General features: G+C 47.6%; 23 protein-coding genes and 1 tRNA gene. 15 read left to right on the forward strand and 9 right to left on the reverse strand.

Features of this window, described 5'->3' with window-relative positions; genetic code table 11:
• Positions 1-165 precede the first annotated feature (165 nt).
• The 6 genes from HRE53_RS09155 to grxC all read left to right on the forward strand — a co-directional run bounded on the left by HRE53_RS09155 (position 166) and on the right by grxC (position 3,351).
• Positions 166-735, forward strand: coding sequence for a TetR/AcrR family transcriptional regulator (locus tag HRE53_RS09155; protein WP_235110089.1), 570 nt, complete (start codon positions 166-168; stop codon positions 733-735).
• A gap of 73 nt (positions 736-808) precedes the next feature.
• Entirely contained in the window at positions 809-1,591 is a 783-nt protein-coding gene (locus tag HRE53_RS09160; RefSeq protein ID WP_235110091.1) for an SDR family NAD(P)-dependent oxidoreductase, read from the forward strand.
• 43 nt (positions 1,592-1,634) lie between these two features.
• Positions 1,635-2,315 (forward strand): cupin domain-containing protein, encoded by a 681-nt coding sequence (locus HRE53_RS09165; protein ID WP_235110092.1) that lies wholly within the window; start codon positions 1,635-1,637, stop codon positions 2,313-2,315.
• Positions 2,312-2,698 carry an OsmC family protein gene (locus tag HRE53_RS09170; RefSeq protein ID WP_235110093.1) on the forward strand — a complete coding sequence of 129 codons (387 nt, stop codon included), beginning with the start codon at positions 2,312-2,314 and terminating at the stop codon, positions 2,696-2,698. The genes HRE53_RS09165 and HRE53_RS09170 overlap by 4 nt, the downstream gene beginning before the upstream one ends.
• A gap of 39 nt (positions 2,699-2,737) precedes the next feature.
• On the forward strand, positions 2,738-2,998 hold the full coding sequence (locus tag HRE53_RS09175; protein ID WP_212663154.1) for a hypothetical protein: 261 nt from the start codon (positions 2,738-2,740) through the stop codon (positions 2,996-2,998).
• A 71-nt stretch (positions 2,999-3,069) separates the two neighbouring features.
• Positions 3,070-3,351: a glutaredoxin 3 gene (gene grxC, locus HRE53_RS09180; RefSeq protein ID WP_235110094.1), complete on the forward strand. Its 282-nt coding sequence runs from the start codon at positions 3,070-3,072 to the stop codon at positions 3,349-3,351.
• Between the two features lie 23 nt (positions 3,352-3,374).
• Here the strand turns inward: grxC and HRE53_RS09185 are convergent, their stop codons facing one another.
• From HRE53_RS09185 to HRE53_RS09195, 3 genes are all read right to left on the reverse strand, one after another.
• Positions 3,375-4,010, reverse strand: coding sequence for a hypothetical protein (locus HRE53_RS09185; protein WP_235110095.1), 636 nt, complete (start codon positions 4,008-4,010; stop codon positions 3,375-3,377).
• 319 nt (positions 4,011-4,329) lie between these two features.
• Positions 4,330-4,962, reverse strand: a complete 633-nt coding sequence (locus tag HRE53_RS09190; protein WP_235110096.1) for a hypothetical protein — start codon at positions 4,960-4,962, stop codon at positions 4,330-4,332.
• 603 nt (positions 4,963-5,565) lie between these two features.
• Positions 5,566-6,858, reverse strand: a complete 1,293-nt coding sequence (locus HRE53_RS09195) for a methylglyoxal synthase (RefSeq protein WP_235110097.1) — start codon at positions 6,856-6,858, stop codon at positions 5,566-5,568.
• A gap of 369 nt (positions 6,859-7,227) precedes the next feature.
• On the opposite strand from HRE53_RS09195, the gene yghU reads away from it, so the two are divergent.
• Together yghU and HRE53_RS09205 are read left to right on the forward strand one after the other, a co-directional pair.
• A complete protein-coding gene (yghU, locus tag HRE53_RS09200) occupies positions 7,228-8,100 on the forward strand; it encodes a glutathione-dependent disulfide-bond oxidoreductase (RefSeq protein ID WP_235110099.1) in 873 nt (290 codons plus the stop codon).
• A gap of 30 nt (positions 8,101-8,130) precedes the next feature.
• A complete protein-coding gene (locus HRE53_RS09205; RefSeq protein WP_235110101.1) occupies positions 8,131-8,550 on the forward strand; it encodes a cupin in 420 nt (139 codons plus the stop codon).
• On the opposite strand, the gene HRE53_RS09210 is transcribed toward HRE53_RS09205, so the two are convergent.
• Positions 8,538-8,927, reverse strand: a complete 390-nt coding sequence (locus HRE53_RS09210) for an MAPEG family protein (RefSeq protein ID WP_235110103.1) — start codon at positions 8,925-8,927, stop codon at positions 8,538-8,540. The genes HRE53_RS09205 and HRE53_RS09210 overlap by 13 nt on opposite strands.
• A 46-nt stretch (positions 8,928-8,973) precedes the next feature.
• Positions 8,974-9,441, reverse strand: coding sequence for an SRPBCC family protein (locus tag HRE53_RS09215; protein ID WP_235110105.1), 468 nt, complete (start codon positions 9,439-9,441; stop codon positions 8,974-8,976).
• 166 nt (positions 9,442-9,607) lie between these two features.
• On the opposite strand from HRE53_RS09215, the gene HRE53_RS09220 reads away from it, so the two are divergent.
• From HRE53_RS09220 to HRE53_RS09230, 3 genes are all read left to right on the forward strand, one after another.
• On the forward strand, positions 9,608-10,501 hold the full coding sequence (locus HRE53_RS09220; RefSeq protein WP_235110107.1) for a LysR family transcriptional regulator: 894 nt from the start codon (positions 9,608-9,610) through the stop codon (positions 10,499-10,501).
• 229 nt (positions 10,502-10,730) lie between these two features.
• Positions 10,731-11,159, forward strand: coding sequence for an MAPEG family protein (locus HRE53_RS09225; protein ID WP_235110108.1), 429 nt, complete (start codon positions 10,731-10,733; stop codon positions 11,157-11,159).
• Between the two features lie 96 nt (positions 11,160-11,255).
• Positions 11,256-11,696, forward strand: a complete 441-nt coding sequence (locus HRE53_RS09230) for a VOC family protein (protein WP_235110110.1) — start codon at positions 11,256-11,258, stop codon at positions 11,694-11,696.
• Here HRE53_RS09230 and HRE53_RS09235 read toward each other — a convergent pair.
• A complete protein-coding gene (locus HRE53_RS09235) occupies positions 11,693-12,838 on the reverse strand; it encodes an alanine--glyoxylate aminotransferase family protein (protein ID WP_235110111.1) in 1,146 nt (381 codons plus the stop codon). The two genes, HRE53_RS09230 and HRE53_RS09235, sit on opposite strands and share 4 nt — an antisense overlap.
• Before the next feature lie 266 nt (positions 12,839-13,104).
• Here HRE53_RS09235 and HRE53_RS09240 point away from each other — a divergent pair, with 266 nt between their 5' ends.
• The 4 genes from HRE53_RS09240 to HRE53_RS09255 all read left to right on the forward strand — a co-directional run bounded on the left by HRE53_RS09240 (position 13,105) and on the right by HRE53_RS09255 (position 14,490).
• Positions 13,105-13,335 (forward strand): DNA-directed RNA polymerase subunit omega, encoded by a 231-nt coding sequence (locus tag HRE53_RS09240; RefSeq protein ID WP_212663170.1) that lies wholly within the window; start codon positions 13,105-13,107, stop codon positions 13,333-13,335.
• Between the two features lie 17 nt (positions 13,336-13,352).
• A complete protein-coding gene (locus HRE53_RS09245; protein ID WP_235110112.1) occupies positions 13,353-14,021 on the forward strand; it encodes a hypothetical protein in 669 nt (222 codons plus the stop codon).
• A complete protein-coding gene (locus tag HRE53_RS09250; protein ID WP_212663172.1) occupies positions 14,021-14,383 on the forward strand; it encodes a DUF1818 family protein in 363 nt (120 codons plus the stop codon). Before HRE53_RS09245 ends, HRE53_RS09250 begins: the two co-directional genes overlap by 1 nt.
• Positions 14,384-14,416: 33 nt before the next feature.
• Positions 14,417-14,490: transfer RNA gene (locus HRE53_RS09255), tRNA-Pro, on the forward strand.
• A 166-nt stretch (positions 14,491-14,656) separates the two neighbouring features.
• On the opposite strand, the gene HRE53_RS09260 is transcribed toward HRE53_RS09255, so the two are convergent.
• The 3 genes from HRE53_RS09260 to HRE53_RS09270 all read right to left on the reverse strand — a co-directional run bounded on the left by HRE53_RS09260 (position 14,657) and on the right by HRE53_RS09270 (position 17,545).
• Positions 14,657-15,946, reverse strand: a complete 1,290-nt coding sequence (locus tag HRE53_RS09260; RefSeq protein WP_212663173.1) for a glucose-1-phosphate adenylyltransferase — start codon at positions 15,944-15,946, stop codon at positions 14,657-14,659.
• Positions 15,947-16,024: 78 nt separating this feature from the next.
• The gene (gene glpX / locus HRE53_RS09265; protein ID WP_212663174.1) at positions 16,025-17,065 is read right to left on the reverse strand and encodes a class II fructose-bisphosphatase; all 1,041 of its coding nucleotides are present in this window, start codon (positions 17,063-17,065) and stop codon (positions 16,025-16,027) included.
• Between the two features lie 87 nt (positions 17,066-17,152).
• The gene (locus HRE53_RS09270) at positions 17,153-17,545 is read right to left on the reverse strand and encodes a hypothetical protein (protein ID WP_235110113.1); all 393 of its coding nucleotides are present in this window, start codon (positions 17,543-17,545) and stop codon (positions 17,153-17,155) included.
• Positions 17,546-18,254 lie beyond the last annotated feature (709 nt).

Genomic DNA, 18,254 nt, shown 5'->3' on the forward strand with positions numbered 1-18,254 from the left:
AAGACGGCAAACAAAATGTATCTTTATGTAAATCAATATAACAGCTATGTAAACAAAACGCAACATAAGTTGACATAGTATTTTTTTCTTGCTAAGCAGTTTTACTCAGTCACCCAAAAACTATGGGCCTTGACATCTACCTACTAGATGGTAGATACTCAAAATATGGAAAAGAACACTGCCACTCAAATCCTAGATGTTGCTCAAGAGATGGTGCGGAATCGAGGCTATAGCGCCTTTAGTTACGCCGATATCTCTAAGCAAGTTGGGATTCGCAAAGCCAGTATTCACTATCACTTTCCTTCCAAGGATGAGTTGGTGAAAGAACTGGTGAAGCGATATCGGGAGGGCATGATGCGGGCCTGCGATCGCATCGCCCAATCCAACACCAATCCCGATCAGCAGATATTCCAGTTTGTCGATCTCTATCGCAATGGTCTGAAGGATAAACAAATCTGCCTTTGTGCCATGCTGGCAGCAGATTATGCAGTCCTTCCCCAATCCGTTCGAGAAGAGATTCAAACCTTCTTTCAGGAAACCGAAGCTTGGTTAACTAAACTCCTCCAGCAGGGATGTGACACCCAAAAGTGGACCTGCCAGCCTGAACAAGAAGCCAAAGGTTTGATTGCCATGCTTCAAGGCGCACAGTTGCTAGCCCGTTGCGCAACGGACAGTACCACCACCTTCGAACAAGTGGTTTATCCCCTCTTAGCAGCCAAATTTCCCAGTAGCTAAATTTTTTTACTCTGTCATCTACCTACTAGTAGGTATTTAAATTGATTCATTCATCCATCTATAGGAGTTCATCATGTCTCAATCCTTTGTAGGTCAAAAACTAATCGTTGTCGGTGGTAGTAGCGGCATGGGTAAAGCAGTTGCCCGGATTATCCTTGAAAATGGAGGGTCTGCAGTCCTAATTGGCCGTCGATCCGAAAAACTACATGCAGCCATTGAGGAATTGCAGATCTATGGGCCTGTATCAGGCGAGCTAGCCGATATTGCCAAACCAGAAGAACGGCAAGCTCTAATCACCCGCCTCAATCAATCCCATGGAGATGCCACCTTATTGGTGAACGCTGCTGGTGTCTTTTTGCCCAAGCCTTTTCTAGAGTATGGAGAAGCAGACTACGACCTCTACCATGACCTCAACAAAGCCACCTTCTTTATTACCCAAGCCGTTGCCCAGAACATCATCAACCGCAATCAAAAAGGAGCCATCGTCAATGTTGGTTCCATGTGGGCCAAGCAAGCCGTACAGGCTACCCCTTCCTCCGCCTACTCCATGGCCAAAGCCGGACTGCATTCCCTCACCCAGCACCTAGCCATGGAACTGGCCGATCACAAGATTCGAGTCAATGCCGTCTCCCCCGCAGTCGTCGCCACACCCATCTATGAAGGGTTTATTCCCAAAGAAGAGGTCCATGGAGCCTTACAAAGCTTCAATAGCTTCCATCCCATTGGTCGCATCGGCACCCCTGAAGATATCGCTGAAACCATCGCCTTTTTACTATCCGATAAAACCAGCTGGGCGACGGGTGCCATCTGGGATATTGATGGAGGGGTGATGGCCGGTCGAAACCATTACAGCTAGCGTTTCTACGCTCCGCTGACAACACACACGAGAGGTAGACACTATGAAAATTCACGCGGATCTAACTCAACGGGCTGTCGTCCATAGCGATGCCTTACCCTGGGTGGAGTCTCCTATGCCAGGGGTACAACGTCGGATGTTGGAGCGGGATGGCCAAGAAGTGGCTCGGGCGACCTCTATTGTTCGCTATGCCCCCGGCAGTGCCTTCTCTGCTCACACCCACGGGGGTGGCGAAGAATATATTGTCCTAGATGGAGTATTCTCCGATGAGCAGGGCGACTTTGGACCAGGCACCTATGTGCGTAATCCCGTTGGGTCCAGCCACACCCCCCATAGCCAGGAAGGGGCCACAATTCTGGTCAAACTCTGGCAAATGGACCCAGCCGATCAACAGCAGGTGATGATTGATACCACTCAAGCTGAGTGGGTGCCGGGTTTAGTGCCTGGGCTACAGGTGCTGCCGCTGCATACCCACGGTACTGAGCAGGTAGCCTTCGTTAAGTGGGCACCGGAAACAAAGTTCCAAACCCATCAGCACTGGGGTGGCGAAGAAATCTTTGTCCTAGAAGGTACCTTTGCCGATGACCAGGGCATTTATCCTCAGGGGACTTGGCTACGTAATCCATCCGGCAGCATTCATACCCCCTTTAGTGAAGAAGGCTGTCTAATTTACGTGAAAACGGGACATTTAGATCACGTCTATCACCCAGGAGAATCATCATGATTTCGGTCCAAGTTGCCTCCAATCATTCCCGGTATGGTCAAGACATTTCCATTCGCCATCTGCACCTGGCTGCAGATGAACCTCCTGCCCTAGGAGGTGATGATGTTGGCCCCACCCCCACGGAATTGATTTTGGCAGGATTAGGTTCATGTAAGGCAATCACCCTGCAAATGTATGCTGAGCGCAAAGGGTGGAAGCTAGAGTCTGTGGCAGTGGAGTTGAGTTACGACCCTGATGTTCAACAGCCCACCCTCCAGGCCAAGCTCATCCTCGAAGGTGACCTTGATGAACAGCAACGCCAGCGGCTTCGGGACATTAGTGATCGTTGCCCAGTTCATAAACTCCTGACTCATCCAGTCGCTATCCAGACACAACTTGCCTAATACTTTAATCGTCTGCCCCATCCACTGAAGGAGACTGTTATGGATGCCTATCGTCTAGTTGCCTGTAGCTTTCATGATGAATTAGAAGCCTGGGCCACACTCCGGCAAACTTGCCAGATCATCTATCGCGATGCAGAAGGACAAGAACAAACCGTAACCAGCAAAATTATCGATGTCTATGCAGCCAATCGGGCTGACTTTATCAAGCTCCAAGATGGAACCATCATTCGTCTGGACCACTTAATGTCAGTGAATGATAAACCGATTCAATTTGCCCATTCACCCTTCTCTTGTTCATGAGGCCTGGCAAGTTCTGGCATCACTCAAATCTTTGAACTCGATACTGAGAAATCATTTAGGAGAATATCATCATGGCTAATGTCGAAATTTACACTTGGAGTACTTGTCCTTTCTGTCGTCGTGCCAAGTATTTCCTCGACCAAAAAGGGGTGACCTATACGGAACATGTGCTCGATGGTGATGAAGCTGCCCGAGATGCCATGGTTGCCCGGGGCACCCAGGGTCGTCGTTCGGTACCGCAGATTTTTATTAATGACCAACATATTGGCGGGAGTGATACCCTATATGACCTCGAACAGCAGGGCAAATTGGATACCTTACTCCACTCATCGGTAGCTCAGGTAAGCAGATAATTGGCATCCTCAATTCAGACCCATCAACGAGGTCGAAATATTTCTGGCACTTGATGAGATGGAGAAGACAGGGGGAAATAATAAGCTATAGACGAGAAGGAAAATGCGACACTAAGGATTAAGAGAATTCCTCGTATGATTTTGAGCATCAAATAACCCTTCTGTCGTGCAGTCCGGCGCTTTTTCAAAATGATTCGGAAGAGATCATTCCGGGTATGTTCTACTTCTATCCAGAAGGAGATCCAGAAAATTACGAGGATGATGAGCGGTAACACCAATCGATCTTGAGCCAAGCTGTAATCCATTTCCCCCGAAGACAACATCAACAGGTGAAGGCCATACCAAAAAATAGACCAACACCCAAAAAAGATAGGCCCTGAGGGATGTGAGGTGAGGGTGAAATGAATAACGGTGCCCCCTGAAAATGATTCAAACCGTCCCTTAATGTAAGGTTCGCTGGCATTTGGACGACCGACAGGAATGCGGTTCATCTTAAAACCAGACTGTGTCACTGATCCTTCATAGGGAGCATGGTTAAGGTCATATGTTGAGCGAAATGTTTTGGGAGGCTCTATTTGGGCTTCCAATCTCTCCATCACTGTTTGCAACGGGTCGGAAGTTTGAATTACAAAGCGATCGCGAGGTAAAAGGTGAACCATAGATGATCCCTCACTCTTTAAACTTTTAGAAACAACAAATGAATGCCAGTGGGACTGAGCAGATGCGAAATCGCATGGCATGATTTTCCAGAAACAGGTCAGTCAAATCGGAGAGCTAACTGAGAGACTGGCCATCTGTCTTGAACGTTTTCGCCAGATGTCATACTGCTCAATCCGTTGGCTTTCAAATCTCTTCAACAATTTGATGTTGGCCTGCTTGCAGCTTTCTTGTAGGGACTGAAGATACCTGCAAGCATGACTTATTCCGTTTATCGATAGCTCGGATACATAGATAACTGGCGGACCTTATCCATCTCCATTACTGAGACCGGAATGATTCGGGCACTTCTCGGGCTGGAGGAGACTCAGAGGCATGATGGACCATAAAGATGAAGGGAAATATACCAGCGATAACGAAGGCAGCTCCTCGAAGGAGGAAGAAATTTTGCAGCCGATGCTGCCGTGACTTAGGAACTTGTCCGACTATGATTTTCAGCAAATCATTATGGCTGCGCTCCACCTCAAACCAGAAACTAATCCAGAAGACAAATAACACGAACAAGGGTAGTCCCAAGATATGTAGAGCTTCAATAGCAGCCACACTCCCTGAAAGGCAGATTGCTAAAGCACCGCTGTAAAACAAGAGAAACCATATCACCAGAAAGTTCATGACGAAAGGGTGAAGCTCCATGGTTATGTGCACTACAGTGCCCCCTGCAGGTGTCTCAAAACGACCTTTGATTTGGGGAATAAAGGAGTTGCGCCCCTCAGGAATTCGGTGCATTGTAAAGCCCGACTCTGAAATAGATCCTTCATAAGGAGCGTGGTTACGATTAAAGGACCACCGTAATGCCTTAGGAGGTTCTACATTGGTTTCCAGTCTCGCGATAACAGCTTGCAATGCATCGGGAGTCTGGATAATAAAGCGATCGTGCGGTAAAAGATTAACCATAGTTGATCACTCACTTTTAAGTTTTTTGAAACGACAAATTAATGCCAGTGGTGCTGTGCAGGTAGGATTTCAGATGGAATGATTGTCTAGAAACAGATCAGTCAAATCAGAGAGCAGACTGAGAAACTGGGCATCTGACCTTAGATTTCGCGTCAGAAGCAATACTTTATTACTCAGTCACCCTCATCCGAAGGGTCTCTTCTTAGATTTGATACTGGTTATATCCTGCCAGCCACTGCCTTTCAGTTCTGATAGCGGTTGAATATGCTTGCTATCGTCTGAACAGATTTTTGATAAGCAGCTTCTTCACTGACACACAAAGAAGTAATCTTTTTTCCCTCAGATTGCTTCCTCAAAATCTATGATCTAACATCCATTACTTAAATTCAGTGATCGGCATCATAGTGCGGATGTCATCTCACCTAAAACTGTCTAAAAAGACGCTACCGTTACCCATAACCCTCAAAATATTGCCATTTGACTCACTTACACTATTGCGTCTCAATAATGGCTTATACGATGTGAGCAAAGCTTCTTCAAAGCAGATAGCATAAGCCAAAAAGTTAAACCATCGAGCCGCTATTCCTCCTGTCAAGAGGATTGTTAAACCGTTGATAATGGCGAAAAAACCGTTAATCCCTTGGGAATACAGGTGAATTCAATCGGATTAGCTTCCAATATTTCACCATCTACAACCAGTGTTTGGGGTGGATCAGTGGTCACTTTCAGTCGATGAGTCCTCAAGCAGACTAAGTTCTTGTCCTCCAATTGCGTCTTCACCAGAGCAGAGACCAACAGAGTTGCTGAGGTATTGAGATCCTGTAGCAGAGTGTTAGATACAGGAATCGTGACCTCTAACAGCCCATCATCCGGAATGACTTTACCAAAGCCCTGCGCACTGACTGAGCTTGGAGGGGCGGCATTAGCCACGGTCACAGCGCCAGTCTTAAACTCCAAAACCTGGCCCTCTATCTCAATAGTGGCATTGAAATCTTCTTGGGTGAAAAATTGTTGTGCAGCTGAAAAAACGTAAGCTAGGGTGCCCAGGCGGTTTTTTAATTCTCGGCTGGCATTATTGACCATCCCAGCTTCAAATCCAACCCCAGCCAGTAACACCATGGGGACATCATTACAATAAGCGGCATCAACCATACGCGTGTTACCTCCTGCAATGGTTTCACAAGACCGCTTGAGGTTAGTAGGTAATCCCAAAGCGACTGCAAATGCGTTAGCAGTTCCTCGGGGAATGACACCGAAGGGGATGCCCGTTTCTAGGGTGGCACCTGCAATGGCAGAGACAGTGCCATCTCCTCCAGAGGCGATAATGCAACCGGATGCCCCCTCATCTTGGAGAGCACGAATAGCGGCAATGGCTTCTTTGGCTTGTTCTATCGGATCAATATCAGACTGAGTGAAAATAGTGTGGAGATTGACCTGGGGTTCCAATATTTGACGAATCAGGGCTAAGTCGCGATCAGGGTTGCCTTGGCCTGCCACAGGATTGAAAATTAGATACGCCTCTCGTTGTTTAGCAACGCTCTGAATACATAATTCAGCAGTGGTTACATTGGTTGCAATGGGAACATCATAAAGATTGCAGATCCGCAGAAGGGCTTGGTGATCGGGGTCTTGAGGGTGTGGGGTCAACCCATCCATCAGGAAGATGACGCCCGTAACTTCACCTGAGACAACACGAGCGGCAATTTGGATGTCACCGCCTTGGTGACCAGAAGCAAGATGTTCAACAGTCAGACCAGTAACGGCTTCAATTTGCTGTCCCGTATCGTCAGGGGCAATGAGGTGGTAGCGAGACAGGATAGAACGATATTTTTTGGCGAGGGCGACGATGTCGTCTTTTTTGCTGTTGTGGGCAATTAGGGCAACACAAATCGACATTGGGTTTGTTCTCAATCCAGATTTCTAAAGTGTATTGAACTGCTGACCTTATCGCCAATCCTAGAGCATGGCCAGGAGGGTTAGATGAACACACCTAATGTTCATGACAATTAGCCAGGAGCCTCGTCATAAAGAATCTATCTTTCGAGCCTTCTCAGGATATGACTCCCTATATCTCCCGCTGCAATTCGTTAACCATGATTACTGATAGAGCGGTCTGCAAATGGAGCATTAACTGCAAGTCTCATGGCCAAAAGTCGAGTATCAGTTAGGATCATGCGCTTTATTTTAAAAGCTGCAGCTGAGACTGAATGACAGCGATAATATTGAGAAAGCCATATCCAAACCGCCCTACAACGGAGATCGATCATGAGCAGTCCCAATCACTACACTCCCCCCAAAGTTTGGCAATGGGATTCAGAAAGTGGCGGTACTTGGGCCAAGATCAACCGGCCGATTGCAGGGCCAACCCATGATCAAGACTTGCCCATTGGCAAACATCCCTTACAGCTCTATTCCATGGGCACCCCCAACGGCCAAAAAGTCACCATCATGCTGGAGGAACTCTTGGCTTTGGGTGAGACTGGAGCTGAATACGATGCCCACTTAATCAAAATTGGAGACGGCGACCAGTTCGGTAGTGGGTTTGTCGAGGCCAATCCCAACTCCAAAATTCCGGCCTTAATCGATCACTCAATCTCAACACCAGCCCGTGTCTTCGAATCAGGGGCTATCTTGCTCTATTTAGCGGAAAAATTCGGTCAACTGATGCCCACAGAACACACAGCCCGCACAGAATGTTTATCGTGGTTGTTTTGGCAGATGGGGTCAGCCCCTTATTTGGGGGGTGGATTTGGCCATTTCTATAGCTATGCGCCCACCAAAATTGAATATTGCATCAACCGTTTCACCATGGAAGTGAAACGCCAGCTCGACGTTCTCAATCGCCACCTAGAAACCCGCTCATATATGGCCGGGGATGATTACTCGATTGCTGATATTGCCATCTGGCCTTGGTATGGTGGCGTCATCCGCAATACCCTATACGATGCGGCAGAGTTTCTCGATGCTCCCTCCTATACCCATGTGGTGCGTTGGGCACAAGGCATCGCAGACCGTCCAGCAGTCCAACGAGGTCGCATGGTTAATCGCACCTGGGGAGCATTGGCAGACCAACTTCACGAGCGCCATAATGCCAACGATTTCAATACTCGCACGCAGGATAAACTTGGTCAGGCTTAAACCATAGCCCCCAAAGTTAAGGAGAGAGTAATGGCTGGAACGGATATTAAAACTCACCCCATTCATCTGGGCCTGGGAGCAACCGCAGAGACTGAGCCCTTATTCACGGGTTCTATGGACTGGTACGTCAACTACGTTGAACGCCATGGTTCAGATGGTACTGAAGGACGATTGGTGAGTATGCACTCCTTCTCAGAACCTTGGGACATCTGGGAGATGCACCCTCAGGGCAGTGAGGTAGTGGTTTGTGTTGCCGGAACTGTGACACTTCATCAAGAAGAGAGCAAGGGTTCTGTAACGACTACAACGCTCAATCCTAGTGAATATGCCATTAATCAACCCGGTGTTTGGCATACGGCTGATGTTGAGGAGGAGGCGACGGTGCTATTTATTACCGCCGGAATCGGTACCCAACATCGGCCTCGGCAAATCGACGCTTACAACACCTGACTAGCAATCAGACCCATCCCCATAAGCGAGCCCCCAAAGGAAAAGCTCCGTACAACAGGCACACCAAAAACATACAGGGGCAAATAGATTACTCGACTCCAGAAATATAACCAAGCCCCTACGGCACTGACGCCATTGGTATGGCCTGTTGCCTGTACCAGCAGCAATAAACCCAAAGCCCAGGGCAAGGTCTCTTTGAAATTGTGATTGGCTCGCTCACCTCGAATGCCATAGGGATTTTGACGAGGGGGTAAATTGTCACGGGGACCAAGAAGGGCCATTGGCCCAACCTCAAAAATTCTTGTCATTGCACCAATGCCAAGATGAACCATGGCCAAGATCAGTGTGAGCAGAAAAACGGTTGTTTCAGGGGTCATAGTTGTCGGAGGTATAGGGTTGAATCAGAGGTCATTGCTATATGACTTAGGCAGCATTGACTAATTGACCTTGAGTGACAAAGGCATCATTTCCTGCCAAGAGGGCATTGAGCATTTCCTCAAATTTGGGTTTCATCATGGGAAGCATCAGTTTGCCTAGCCACCCCATCTTGGGTTCAAAATCCATGCTCATACTAATTTCAGTGCGGTTGGCCAATACTTTACGGAAGCGTAGGGTGGCCTTGGCACTTTTCAGAGGCATGGTTCCCTCATAAATATTGAGGGTCAGCTGCTGGTAGGGAATATATTCGATGACTTCTTCACGAATCCAGTTTTTGCCGTCCTTGAGATCACATTGGCGCTTGGCCCCCTGCCCGGTTGGGCGAGAGTCTTCAAGCAGATGGGAATGGGTGAGATTGGGATTGAACTTATAGATAGCGCCAAAATCATCCCAGCTCTCCCAAACCTTTTCTAGAGATGAATAAATGGTTCGATATACGGTCACGTTAGCCATGATCATGCTCCTGTAAATATAGGAAAATAGGGAAAAATCCCTTCCATCAGTCTTTTGAGATGAATGGTGTCCACTGGCTTTCTCTCGATAGTATGTAATTATTTCTGCATTGAGAACCCAAAAAATAGCACCCTAACGGTGCATAAATGCGCCAGAGGAGTCCATTATGAATTGGGATGATTTGAGAATTTTTTTAGCCATTGCCCGCGAAGGTTCCGCTCGGGCCACTGCTTTCAAGTTAGGGGTTCACCACTCCACCATCACTCGTCGGATTGATGCCTTTGAATCCAGTCAAAAAACGCGACTCTTCGACCGTCTCCCCAGCGGGTATGCTCTGACCTTAGCGGGTGAGGAGTTGCTGGAAGCAGCCACTCGGGTAGAAGACGAAATGAATGGGATTGAACGACATATCCTTGGGCAAGATATTCAGCTTCGAGGCCATCTGCGAGTCACTCTGCCAGATGCTTTGGCCGTTCACCTGCTGATGCCTGATCTGGTGCGTTTTATGGAGGTTTATCCCGAGGTGAACTTAGAAGTCCTGATTTCCTATGAGGTCTATAGCTTGACCAAGCGGGAAACAGATGTTGCTATTCGAGTGACAGAAAACCCACCAGAACATTTGGTAGGGCGGAAAGTGGGATGTTACCACTGTGCCAATTATGCATCTGTAAACTACTTGGCCACCCATGCACTGCCTGAAAATACTGAAGGGGCGTATTGGATTGGTTGGGATTCACCCACTCCCTATCCAGACTGGGTGCGCAAGAGTGACTTTCCCAATATTCCGGTGCGGGGGCGATTCAATAATGCGATCGCACAGCTAGCAGCAGCCAAAGCCGGTCTAGGACTCGCCCGTATCCCCTGTTTTCTAGGCGACCCAGAACCCACCTTAAAACGAGTCTCCCCGGGGCAGAGCGCCCCCTGCCATGACGTCTGGATTTTGACCCATAAGGATCTAATCTCAACGGTACGCATTCAAACTTTTATGGACTGTATGTCCAAAGCCTTTCAACAAAAACAGGATTTATTAGAAGGGCGTTGCCCTGAACCCTTTGCTTAACTCCAAGCAATTGTGCGCGTCACCAATCCACAAAACAGTACCTGATCGAGGACTGGTCGTCATGGGCTGCGACTCATAAGCTGAGTTTGAAGAACCATCCGTCTTGGTGTGATGCCCTGAGACAATTCAGCTCAATTTATTTCTGAGTTTTTCAAAAATTTATTTAAGCCTGATACCCCCAATATCAAATACTCATTGATGCCCCGTTCGCTGATGGAGACCATAAACCATGAATCAACAGGCAATTTTTGCCCCCATTTTGGCGATGTTCTTACTAACGTTGACGGTCTGGATCTACATGTATGCCCGTCGTATTCACTTCATCACCCAAAACAACTTTCTACCTGAAAAAATGCAGCCCTTAGAATTGGCCCGCATATCTCCGCCCGCCGTCTCCAACCCCTCCGACAATCTCAAAAACCTCTTTGAGCTACCCGTGCTGTTTTATGCCCTCGGTCACTACCTATTTATCACTAGCCAAGTCGATAGGTTCTATATGCTCCTATCTTGGATATTTGTGGGTTTTCGCATCCTGCATAGCCTGGTTCATTGCACGATTAACCGAGTTTTGCTGCGGTTCTATCTCTATCTGACGGCTGCCGTCGCCCTATGGCTGATGATTTTGCGAGCAAGCTGGCACTATCTCGGTCGTATCTGACGCCTAAACCCAAAACGACTGATGATTCTCAGCCAAATGCGTCAAAATTGAGAAAAGACAATACACCTAAAATTGCAGAGTAGGGTTGGTATCGATATGACTGTATTACCCCAAGGCAAGCTTCGCAAGACCCATCACTTTGCCCTGAATGTGAAAGACCTGCAGGCCTCCCGGCATTTTTATGGCACTATTTTAGGCCTGCATGAGTTGACGGGTTCTGAAGTCCCAGCAACCTTAGTAGAACTGGTCAAACAGGGGCGCATCAGTAACTTTGTCACCCCCGACGGATGGGTATTGGACCTCTTCTGGGAACCAGATTTATCCCCCCCGAGCCCAGATCCAGGCCAGCAGTTTACCCGCGCCAATCATCTGGCCTTTGATATTGACCCCGACGCTTTCGACCAGGCCGTCCAGGTTTTGCAGGCGAATCAAGTTGCGATCGCACAAGGTCCCGTCAATCGGCCTACCGGGCGCGGCATCTACTTCTATGACCCTGATGGGTTTCTCCTCGAAATCCGCTGCGACCCAGAAAATTAGCGATTCAAAGTGTACTTAAAGGCATCCAAAACCATATGGACATTCTCAGGGCGGCTATTAAAACCCATCAGTCCAACGCGCCAAGCTTTGCCAGCCAGTTCACCTAAGCCATTGCCAATTTCGATATTAAAGTTCTTGAGGAACTGCGAAGTGATAGCTTTTCCATCCACCCCGTCAGGAATTCGCACTGTAATTAACGAAGGCAATCGGTGCTGGCGTTCCACGTAGCACTCCATGTCTAGGGAAGCGAGGCCTTCCCACATTAATTCGGCATTGGCTTGATGTCGCGCCCAGCGTTCAGCCAATCCCTCTTCAGCAATCAGACGGAGGGCTTCTCGAAAGCCATAGATCATATTAATCGGAGCCGTATGGTGATAGGTTCGTTCCGACCCCCAATATTTGCCCACCATCGACATATCCAAATACCAGTTAGGCACTTTACTCTGGCGATTATTGAGCTTCTCTACCGCACGAGCCCCCAACGTGAAAGGGCTAATGCCGGGTGGGCAGCTCAGGCATTTCTGGCTACCGCTGTAGGCCATATCCACCCCCCACTCATCCAAGAATAGAGGTGCCCCTCCTAAGCTGGTCACCGTATCTGCCAACAGCAAACAATCATATTCTCGGCATAAGTCACCCACCCCTTCTAAGGGTTGGCAGGCTCCCGTAGACGTTTCGGCATGAACCAGACCCAAGATTTTGGGGCGATGCTCTTCTAGTCCAGCTTTCAACTCATCAAGGGAAAAGACCTCTCCCCAGGGTTTGTCTATACGGCGCACATCCGCTCCATAACGCCCAGCCATATCCATCAGCCGATGACCGAAATAGCCATTGACGCCGACTAGAACCACGTCTCCCGGCTCAACGGTATTGGCGAGGGTCGCTTCCATGGCCGCACTTCCCGTCGCACTCACCGGAATCGTAGTCGGACTCTCCGTTTGCCAAGCATATTTGAGCAGAGACTGGACTTCGTTCATCAGCTCAATAAAGCAGGGATCTAAGTGTCCCACTTGGCGCATTCCCAAAGCTTGCAGAACTCGGGGATGGGCATTAGACGGCCCCGGCCCCATTAATAATCGGGGTGGAACGTTTAGCTGAGCGGTTTGCTGACGATGGGTCTCGTTGATAGCGACGTTGGTCATAGGAATGGGCCGGAATAGTAGAAGAGAGTCAAGCGATCAAGCTGATCCAGTGATAGTTGGAGATGACCCCATCGGGCTACATCTCGATTGGTCAGTGATCATGCATATCAGACGCTGCAGCCAAGGAATAACAAACAGAATCTTAAACATGCTTTGCATATCCTACAATCAATCAGTCCTTGTACTATCAGAGTTTCTGGCCAACTCCATCTCTAGGCGAGAGCATTGTTGCTAGACTAGTAAGCAGTCCATTCCAGAGAAACTTTATGTCTAAGCGCCTCACCATCGACACAACACATATTATGCGGCGAGCTGAAGAATTGATTGGCGCTTCTTCCAATCGTTACCGCATTACTGTGCAAGTTGCGAATCGGGCCAAGAAGCGTCGTCGACGTGAGAATTTAGAAGACTTTGAAGATGCAGGCATGAAATCCGTTCTGCAAGCCATTATTGAAATGTCTGATGAACTGACGCAACCGGAGATTATTGGCGAGTGAACCCTACCCTCACTCTAATGGCGCGATCCAAGCGGGCACTGCTTTGTGCCTCCTTGGTTGCCAGTGGATGGATCGTTGCACAGCCTGCCATCGCCCAGAGAATTAATCCCAAGCTGGCAGCGGATGCGGTCTACTCTCAATTACCGGAGCTACCGCAAGAAAACCAGTATTTTCGCAGAAAAGGCAATAAACCGGCGACGAACAGCACTTTAGTGAGTCGGCTTATTCAGTATCACACCCTGGTCAAAGGCCGATCCCCCCAGTATCGGTTTGACTGGAAAATCACCTTGGCAGACTTCCTAGGGCTATACGAAAATCTGCGAGAAGAAGAGTATCCAGGGCAGTCGTACTTGAAGACGAATCCCATGGAGAGCGATCGCAAGTTGATACGACAGTTAACCCGCAAACAGCGCCTTGCGTTGACTCAAATCCTCAGCGATCTATATACGAGTCAAGCACCACGGCGGGCAGCCCCTCCGACGGAGAAACAACAGCCAGAACCACCCAAGCCTGCGGCGGCTCCAGACCCAGAACCGATCTCTCGCCCGAAACTCATTCCATTACCCGGTTCAGGCAGTGCCGATCTCTTACGACCTCAAACAACACCCAAATCCAGCTCGCCTCAACCTCAGTCAACCACACCTACTCGCAAGCCCACCGGTGAGTCGCAAAAGCTCACTTTTTAATGGATCGACAGCTCAAAGAGGGTAACGGTTGGCGATTAGGATTGCAGCCTAATGCCGCTTTTTCCACCCTATTGGGTACCAATGAATGGGCAGTAGAGTTGACTGCTGCAGAATTTGCTGATTTTCGCCGCCTGCTCTTGCAACTAGTCGATTCCATCACCCAATTACAAGATCAACTGATGGCTGAGGAGACTATTGCTTGTGAGGCGAGCAGTGATTTGGTTTGGCTAGAAGTACAAGGATATCCCCAGCAGTTTGCTCTGAGTTTTATCCTCCTGAATGGCCGCCGTGCGGAAGGTTCGTGGTCTGCACAGAGCACTGCTGAATTGGTGGGCGCTATCCAAACAATTGAGGTCTTTTAATTCAGGGTTTTATGTTAGGCTTGTAAAGCAAAACGGGGCGTAGCGCAGCTTGGTAGCGCACCACTTTGGGGTAGTGGGGGTCGCAGGTTCAAATCCTGTCGCTCCGATTGACTTAGAACCTCCTCTAGTAGGGGGTTTTGTTATTTTAAAAATGCGACTCATCGTTACAAGATGGAAGATTAAAGGATCAACCTGCTGTTCCGGCTACAGACACAGGGGTTGACCCTCTATTCCCAGTCATCACTCTGACTAAGACAATCTCATCACGATCTGTTAAATTTCAGTGCCATCAGGAATGATGGCATTCTTCAGAATAACAACAATCCCACTCCGGATATAGAAGCCTTCATCCTCATGATTAGCCTCCTCCACCTGGGCTTTATTGACTATTTTGACGTTCTTGCCAATACGGGCATTTTTATCCACGATCGCTTTACGAATGACCGTGTTTTCCCCAATTCCTAAGGGAACTCTACCTTGGTCAAGATCAGCTTGCCGCTTAGACAGAGACTGATAATAATCTGACCCTAGCCACAGCACATTGTCCAGGGTGCAATGATCGTCGACATAAGAGCGAACCCCTAGAACAGAGTGGTGAATTTGACTTTTTTTAACAATACAGCCTTCACCAATAATGGATTCCGTGACCCGGCAGTCGAGGATTTTACTAGGGGGTAAATATCGGGCTCGGGTATAGATGGGGGCTTGCTCATCGTAAAAACTAAACTTGGGTTTGGGCTGTTGAGCTAAAGCGAGATTGGCCTCATAGAAGGCTTCAATCGTTCCAATATCTTCCCAATAGTCATCAAATAGGAATGCCTGAATATTATGATTCGCAGCAGCAGTAGGAATCACTTCTTTACCAAAGTCAGTATGCTCAAGATTAGATTCCAATAAATCGATCAGAACCTCTTTTTTGAACACATAAATCCCCATGGAGGCAATATAAGGTTGCTCACGAGCCTGGTCTGCATTCAACCCGAGCAAAGTGGTATCCACCTGCATTTGGGTTAATTCATCTCCAGTGGGCTTTTCACAAAAATCTCCCACACGCCCTGATTCATCCAGTTTCATTAAGCCAAAAGCAGAGGCCCGTCGCTCATCCATGGGCACCACGGAAATCGTGATATCGGCATTGGTATCGCGATGTCGTTGAACAAATTGGCTGTAGTCCATGCGATACAGGTGGTCTCCAGAAAGAATGAGATATTCATCCACATCCCATTCCTTGAGCAACTGCAAATATTGACGAACGGCATCCGCAGTTCCTTCAAACCAACCTGAGTTATCAGGAGTCTGCTGAGCAGCCAAGACCTCGACAAATCCTTCTGTAAAATTTGAGAAATTATAGCCTCGGCTCAAATGTCGATTGAGAGACGCTGAGTTGAATTGAGTCAGGACATAGATTTTATTGATGTCTGAGTTAATGCAATTACTCACAGGTATATCAATCAGACGATACTTACCTGCTAAAGGCACAGCAGGTTTAGCCCTCATTTTTGTCAAGGGATAGAGTCGGGTGCCAGCACCGCCGCCGAGAATAATGGATAGTACGCGTTTCATATTTCCTCGCTAAATATAATGTTTAATCACAAAGGCATATTGAAAAAGCCCTGAGTCTATTGCTCAGGGCCTGGGAGATTAGTGTAGTTGCAGGGCTCGGTGTTTGTCGTCCAGTTTGTGGATGGTATCGACAAATCGGGCCGTTTTGGATTGCGTAGAGATAATGAGAGATTCAGTTCTCACGCCTCCTGGGAAAAAACGAGCCCCTTTCATCAGGGTTCCGGGGGTTATTCCGCAGGCGGCAAATAAAACGGTTTCGCCACAGGCTAGCTCCTCAGCTTCATAGATGCGATCCGGATCGTCAATCCCCATTTCCTTTAATCGAGCTAGGTTGCTTTCTTTACTCTCACCAATCAATCCAGTCTGGACAATTTCTGGGTCATAGATCAGTTGGCCTTGGAAATGTCCCCCTAATGCCCGCATGGCAGCCGCAGAAATCACGCCTTCTGGTGCGGCACCAATCCCCATCAACGCATGAATATTAGTCCCTGAAAATGCACAAGACAACGCAGCGGAGACATCGCCATCATCAATCAAGCGGACTCTAGCCCCTACATCGCGAATTTCTTTAATCAGTGCACCATGTCGAGATCGATCCATCACCACAACAACCAATTCGGCGATTGAGCGATCTAAGCATTCAGCAATGATTTTCAAGTTTTCAGTCGCGGATTTACGAATATCAACTTTTCCCTTCGCGGCAGGAGGAGCAGCTAACTTCTTCATATAGAAGTCAGGAGCAGCAAACAACCCTCCTTTCTCAGAAATGGCGAGAACAGCCATTGAACCATTCTGACCATAGGCCACTAAGTTCGTGCCTTCACACGGATCAACAGCAATATCGATCTCAACTAACTCATCAATCGTACAGAAGTCGGCGGCATCTTCCTGGGTACAGATACCAACTTGCTCACCAATGTAAAGCATGGGGGCATCATCCCGTTCTCCCTCACCAATCACAATCCGGCCTCGCATATGGATTTGATTCATGCGACTCCGCATCGCGTCAACAGCCACGGCATCGGCTGTATCTTTCTCGCCTTTACCCATCCATCGAGCAGATGCGATCGCAGCTTGCTCAACCACTTCTATAATTTCTAAACCAATCACATTGTCCATTTCGTTTTCCTCAAAGTCCGTTATTAATGGTTCGTGCAAGACAGTGTGGGTAAAACTCAAAGCTAGTTCTTCCAAATGAAACTGTCGTCATTTGGATTTTTTCTGATACAGGTGAATCGCAGGGCTTTGAAGCGAAATCACCTGGCAAGCAGCCATAGTTTCTGGGGTGTCTTGTTCCCAATAAATCAACAAAAACTCGGCATGGGGTTTATATCGCCTATAACTATCTAAAACAGTGGGATAGGCTAATCCAGCGTCTCGGATTTCCTCCATATTCATATAATCAGTGGGGATAATTTCAGGATCCTCAGATTGCCAGGGCGCAGCGACGACTGCGCCTTTCTGCTTCGATTCCAGATATCGGCGCAGGGCCATACGCCCTAGACTTTTTGCATTATTCTCCCATCCCAAGAAGTCATACATTTTGAACAACACCCGCTCAGTATCCTCAGGATTGAGCGTACTGAGTACGGGTTTCATCTTCGGCTTCTTAGGGAGTCTTGACCAAAACCTTTACCCATCTTTAATTCCCTCGCTGACCAAATGGGTGTTTATCTTCCTCGTGATTAACGGATTAATGAAATAAATCAGGCATCAATTAAGTGATTTATGACTAGAGGTCACGAACAGAGCCTAGTTTATGAAACAGGGCCTACTAGCTAGGCCATAACCTTAAGAATGTAGGCACCGTACACAAAGACGACTCATTCACCTTTCCGTGCTGATAACTGGATATCATTCAATGAACGGTAGCTCGGTCTGTATTGTCTAAGTGACGTGAGACTCAGCGAAAAAAAATAGGGAATCAAACTGAATCATACAATCTTGTACTTTTGTAAACTTAATTAATAAATTGAAATCATTTTAGATGAGTAATTTTACCTAGTCAACCCTAATTTCAAATTTTCTATTGCTCTTCCCTCGACTTAATTCCCAGAAGTAGACATCCTATAAGCAGACCAAAAAATCTATAAAACACAATTCATATAAGGGTTTTCAGAATTTAGTTTTAATACCTTTTCAAGCTGCAGGCAAGGACCCTCACCGGAATGATAAGTGAGTAAAAGATTCTGAGATCTTTCTCAACAGCCAAAGACTCATTAATATAACTTCATGTTTTTCTAACAAATATGAAGTTATGCAAAGTCAGCACAAGTTTAAATCGAGCTTGTTGAAACAGTGAATTGAG

It is taken from the genome of Acaryochloris sp. 'Moss Beach', from assembly GCF_021497025.1.
GTDB classification, from domain to species: Bacteria; Cyanobacteriota; Cyanobacteriia; order Thermosynechococcales; family Thermosynechococcaceae; genus Acaryochloris; species Acaryochloris marina_A.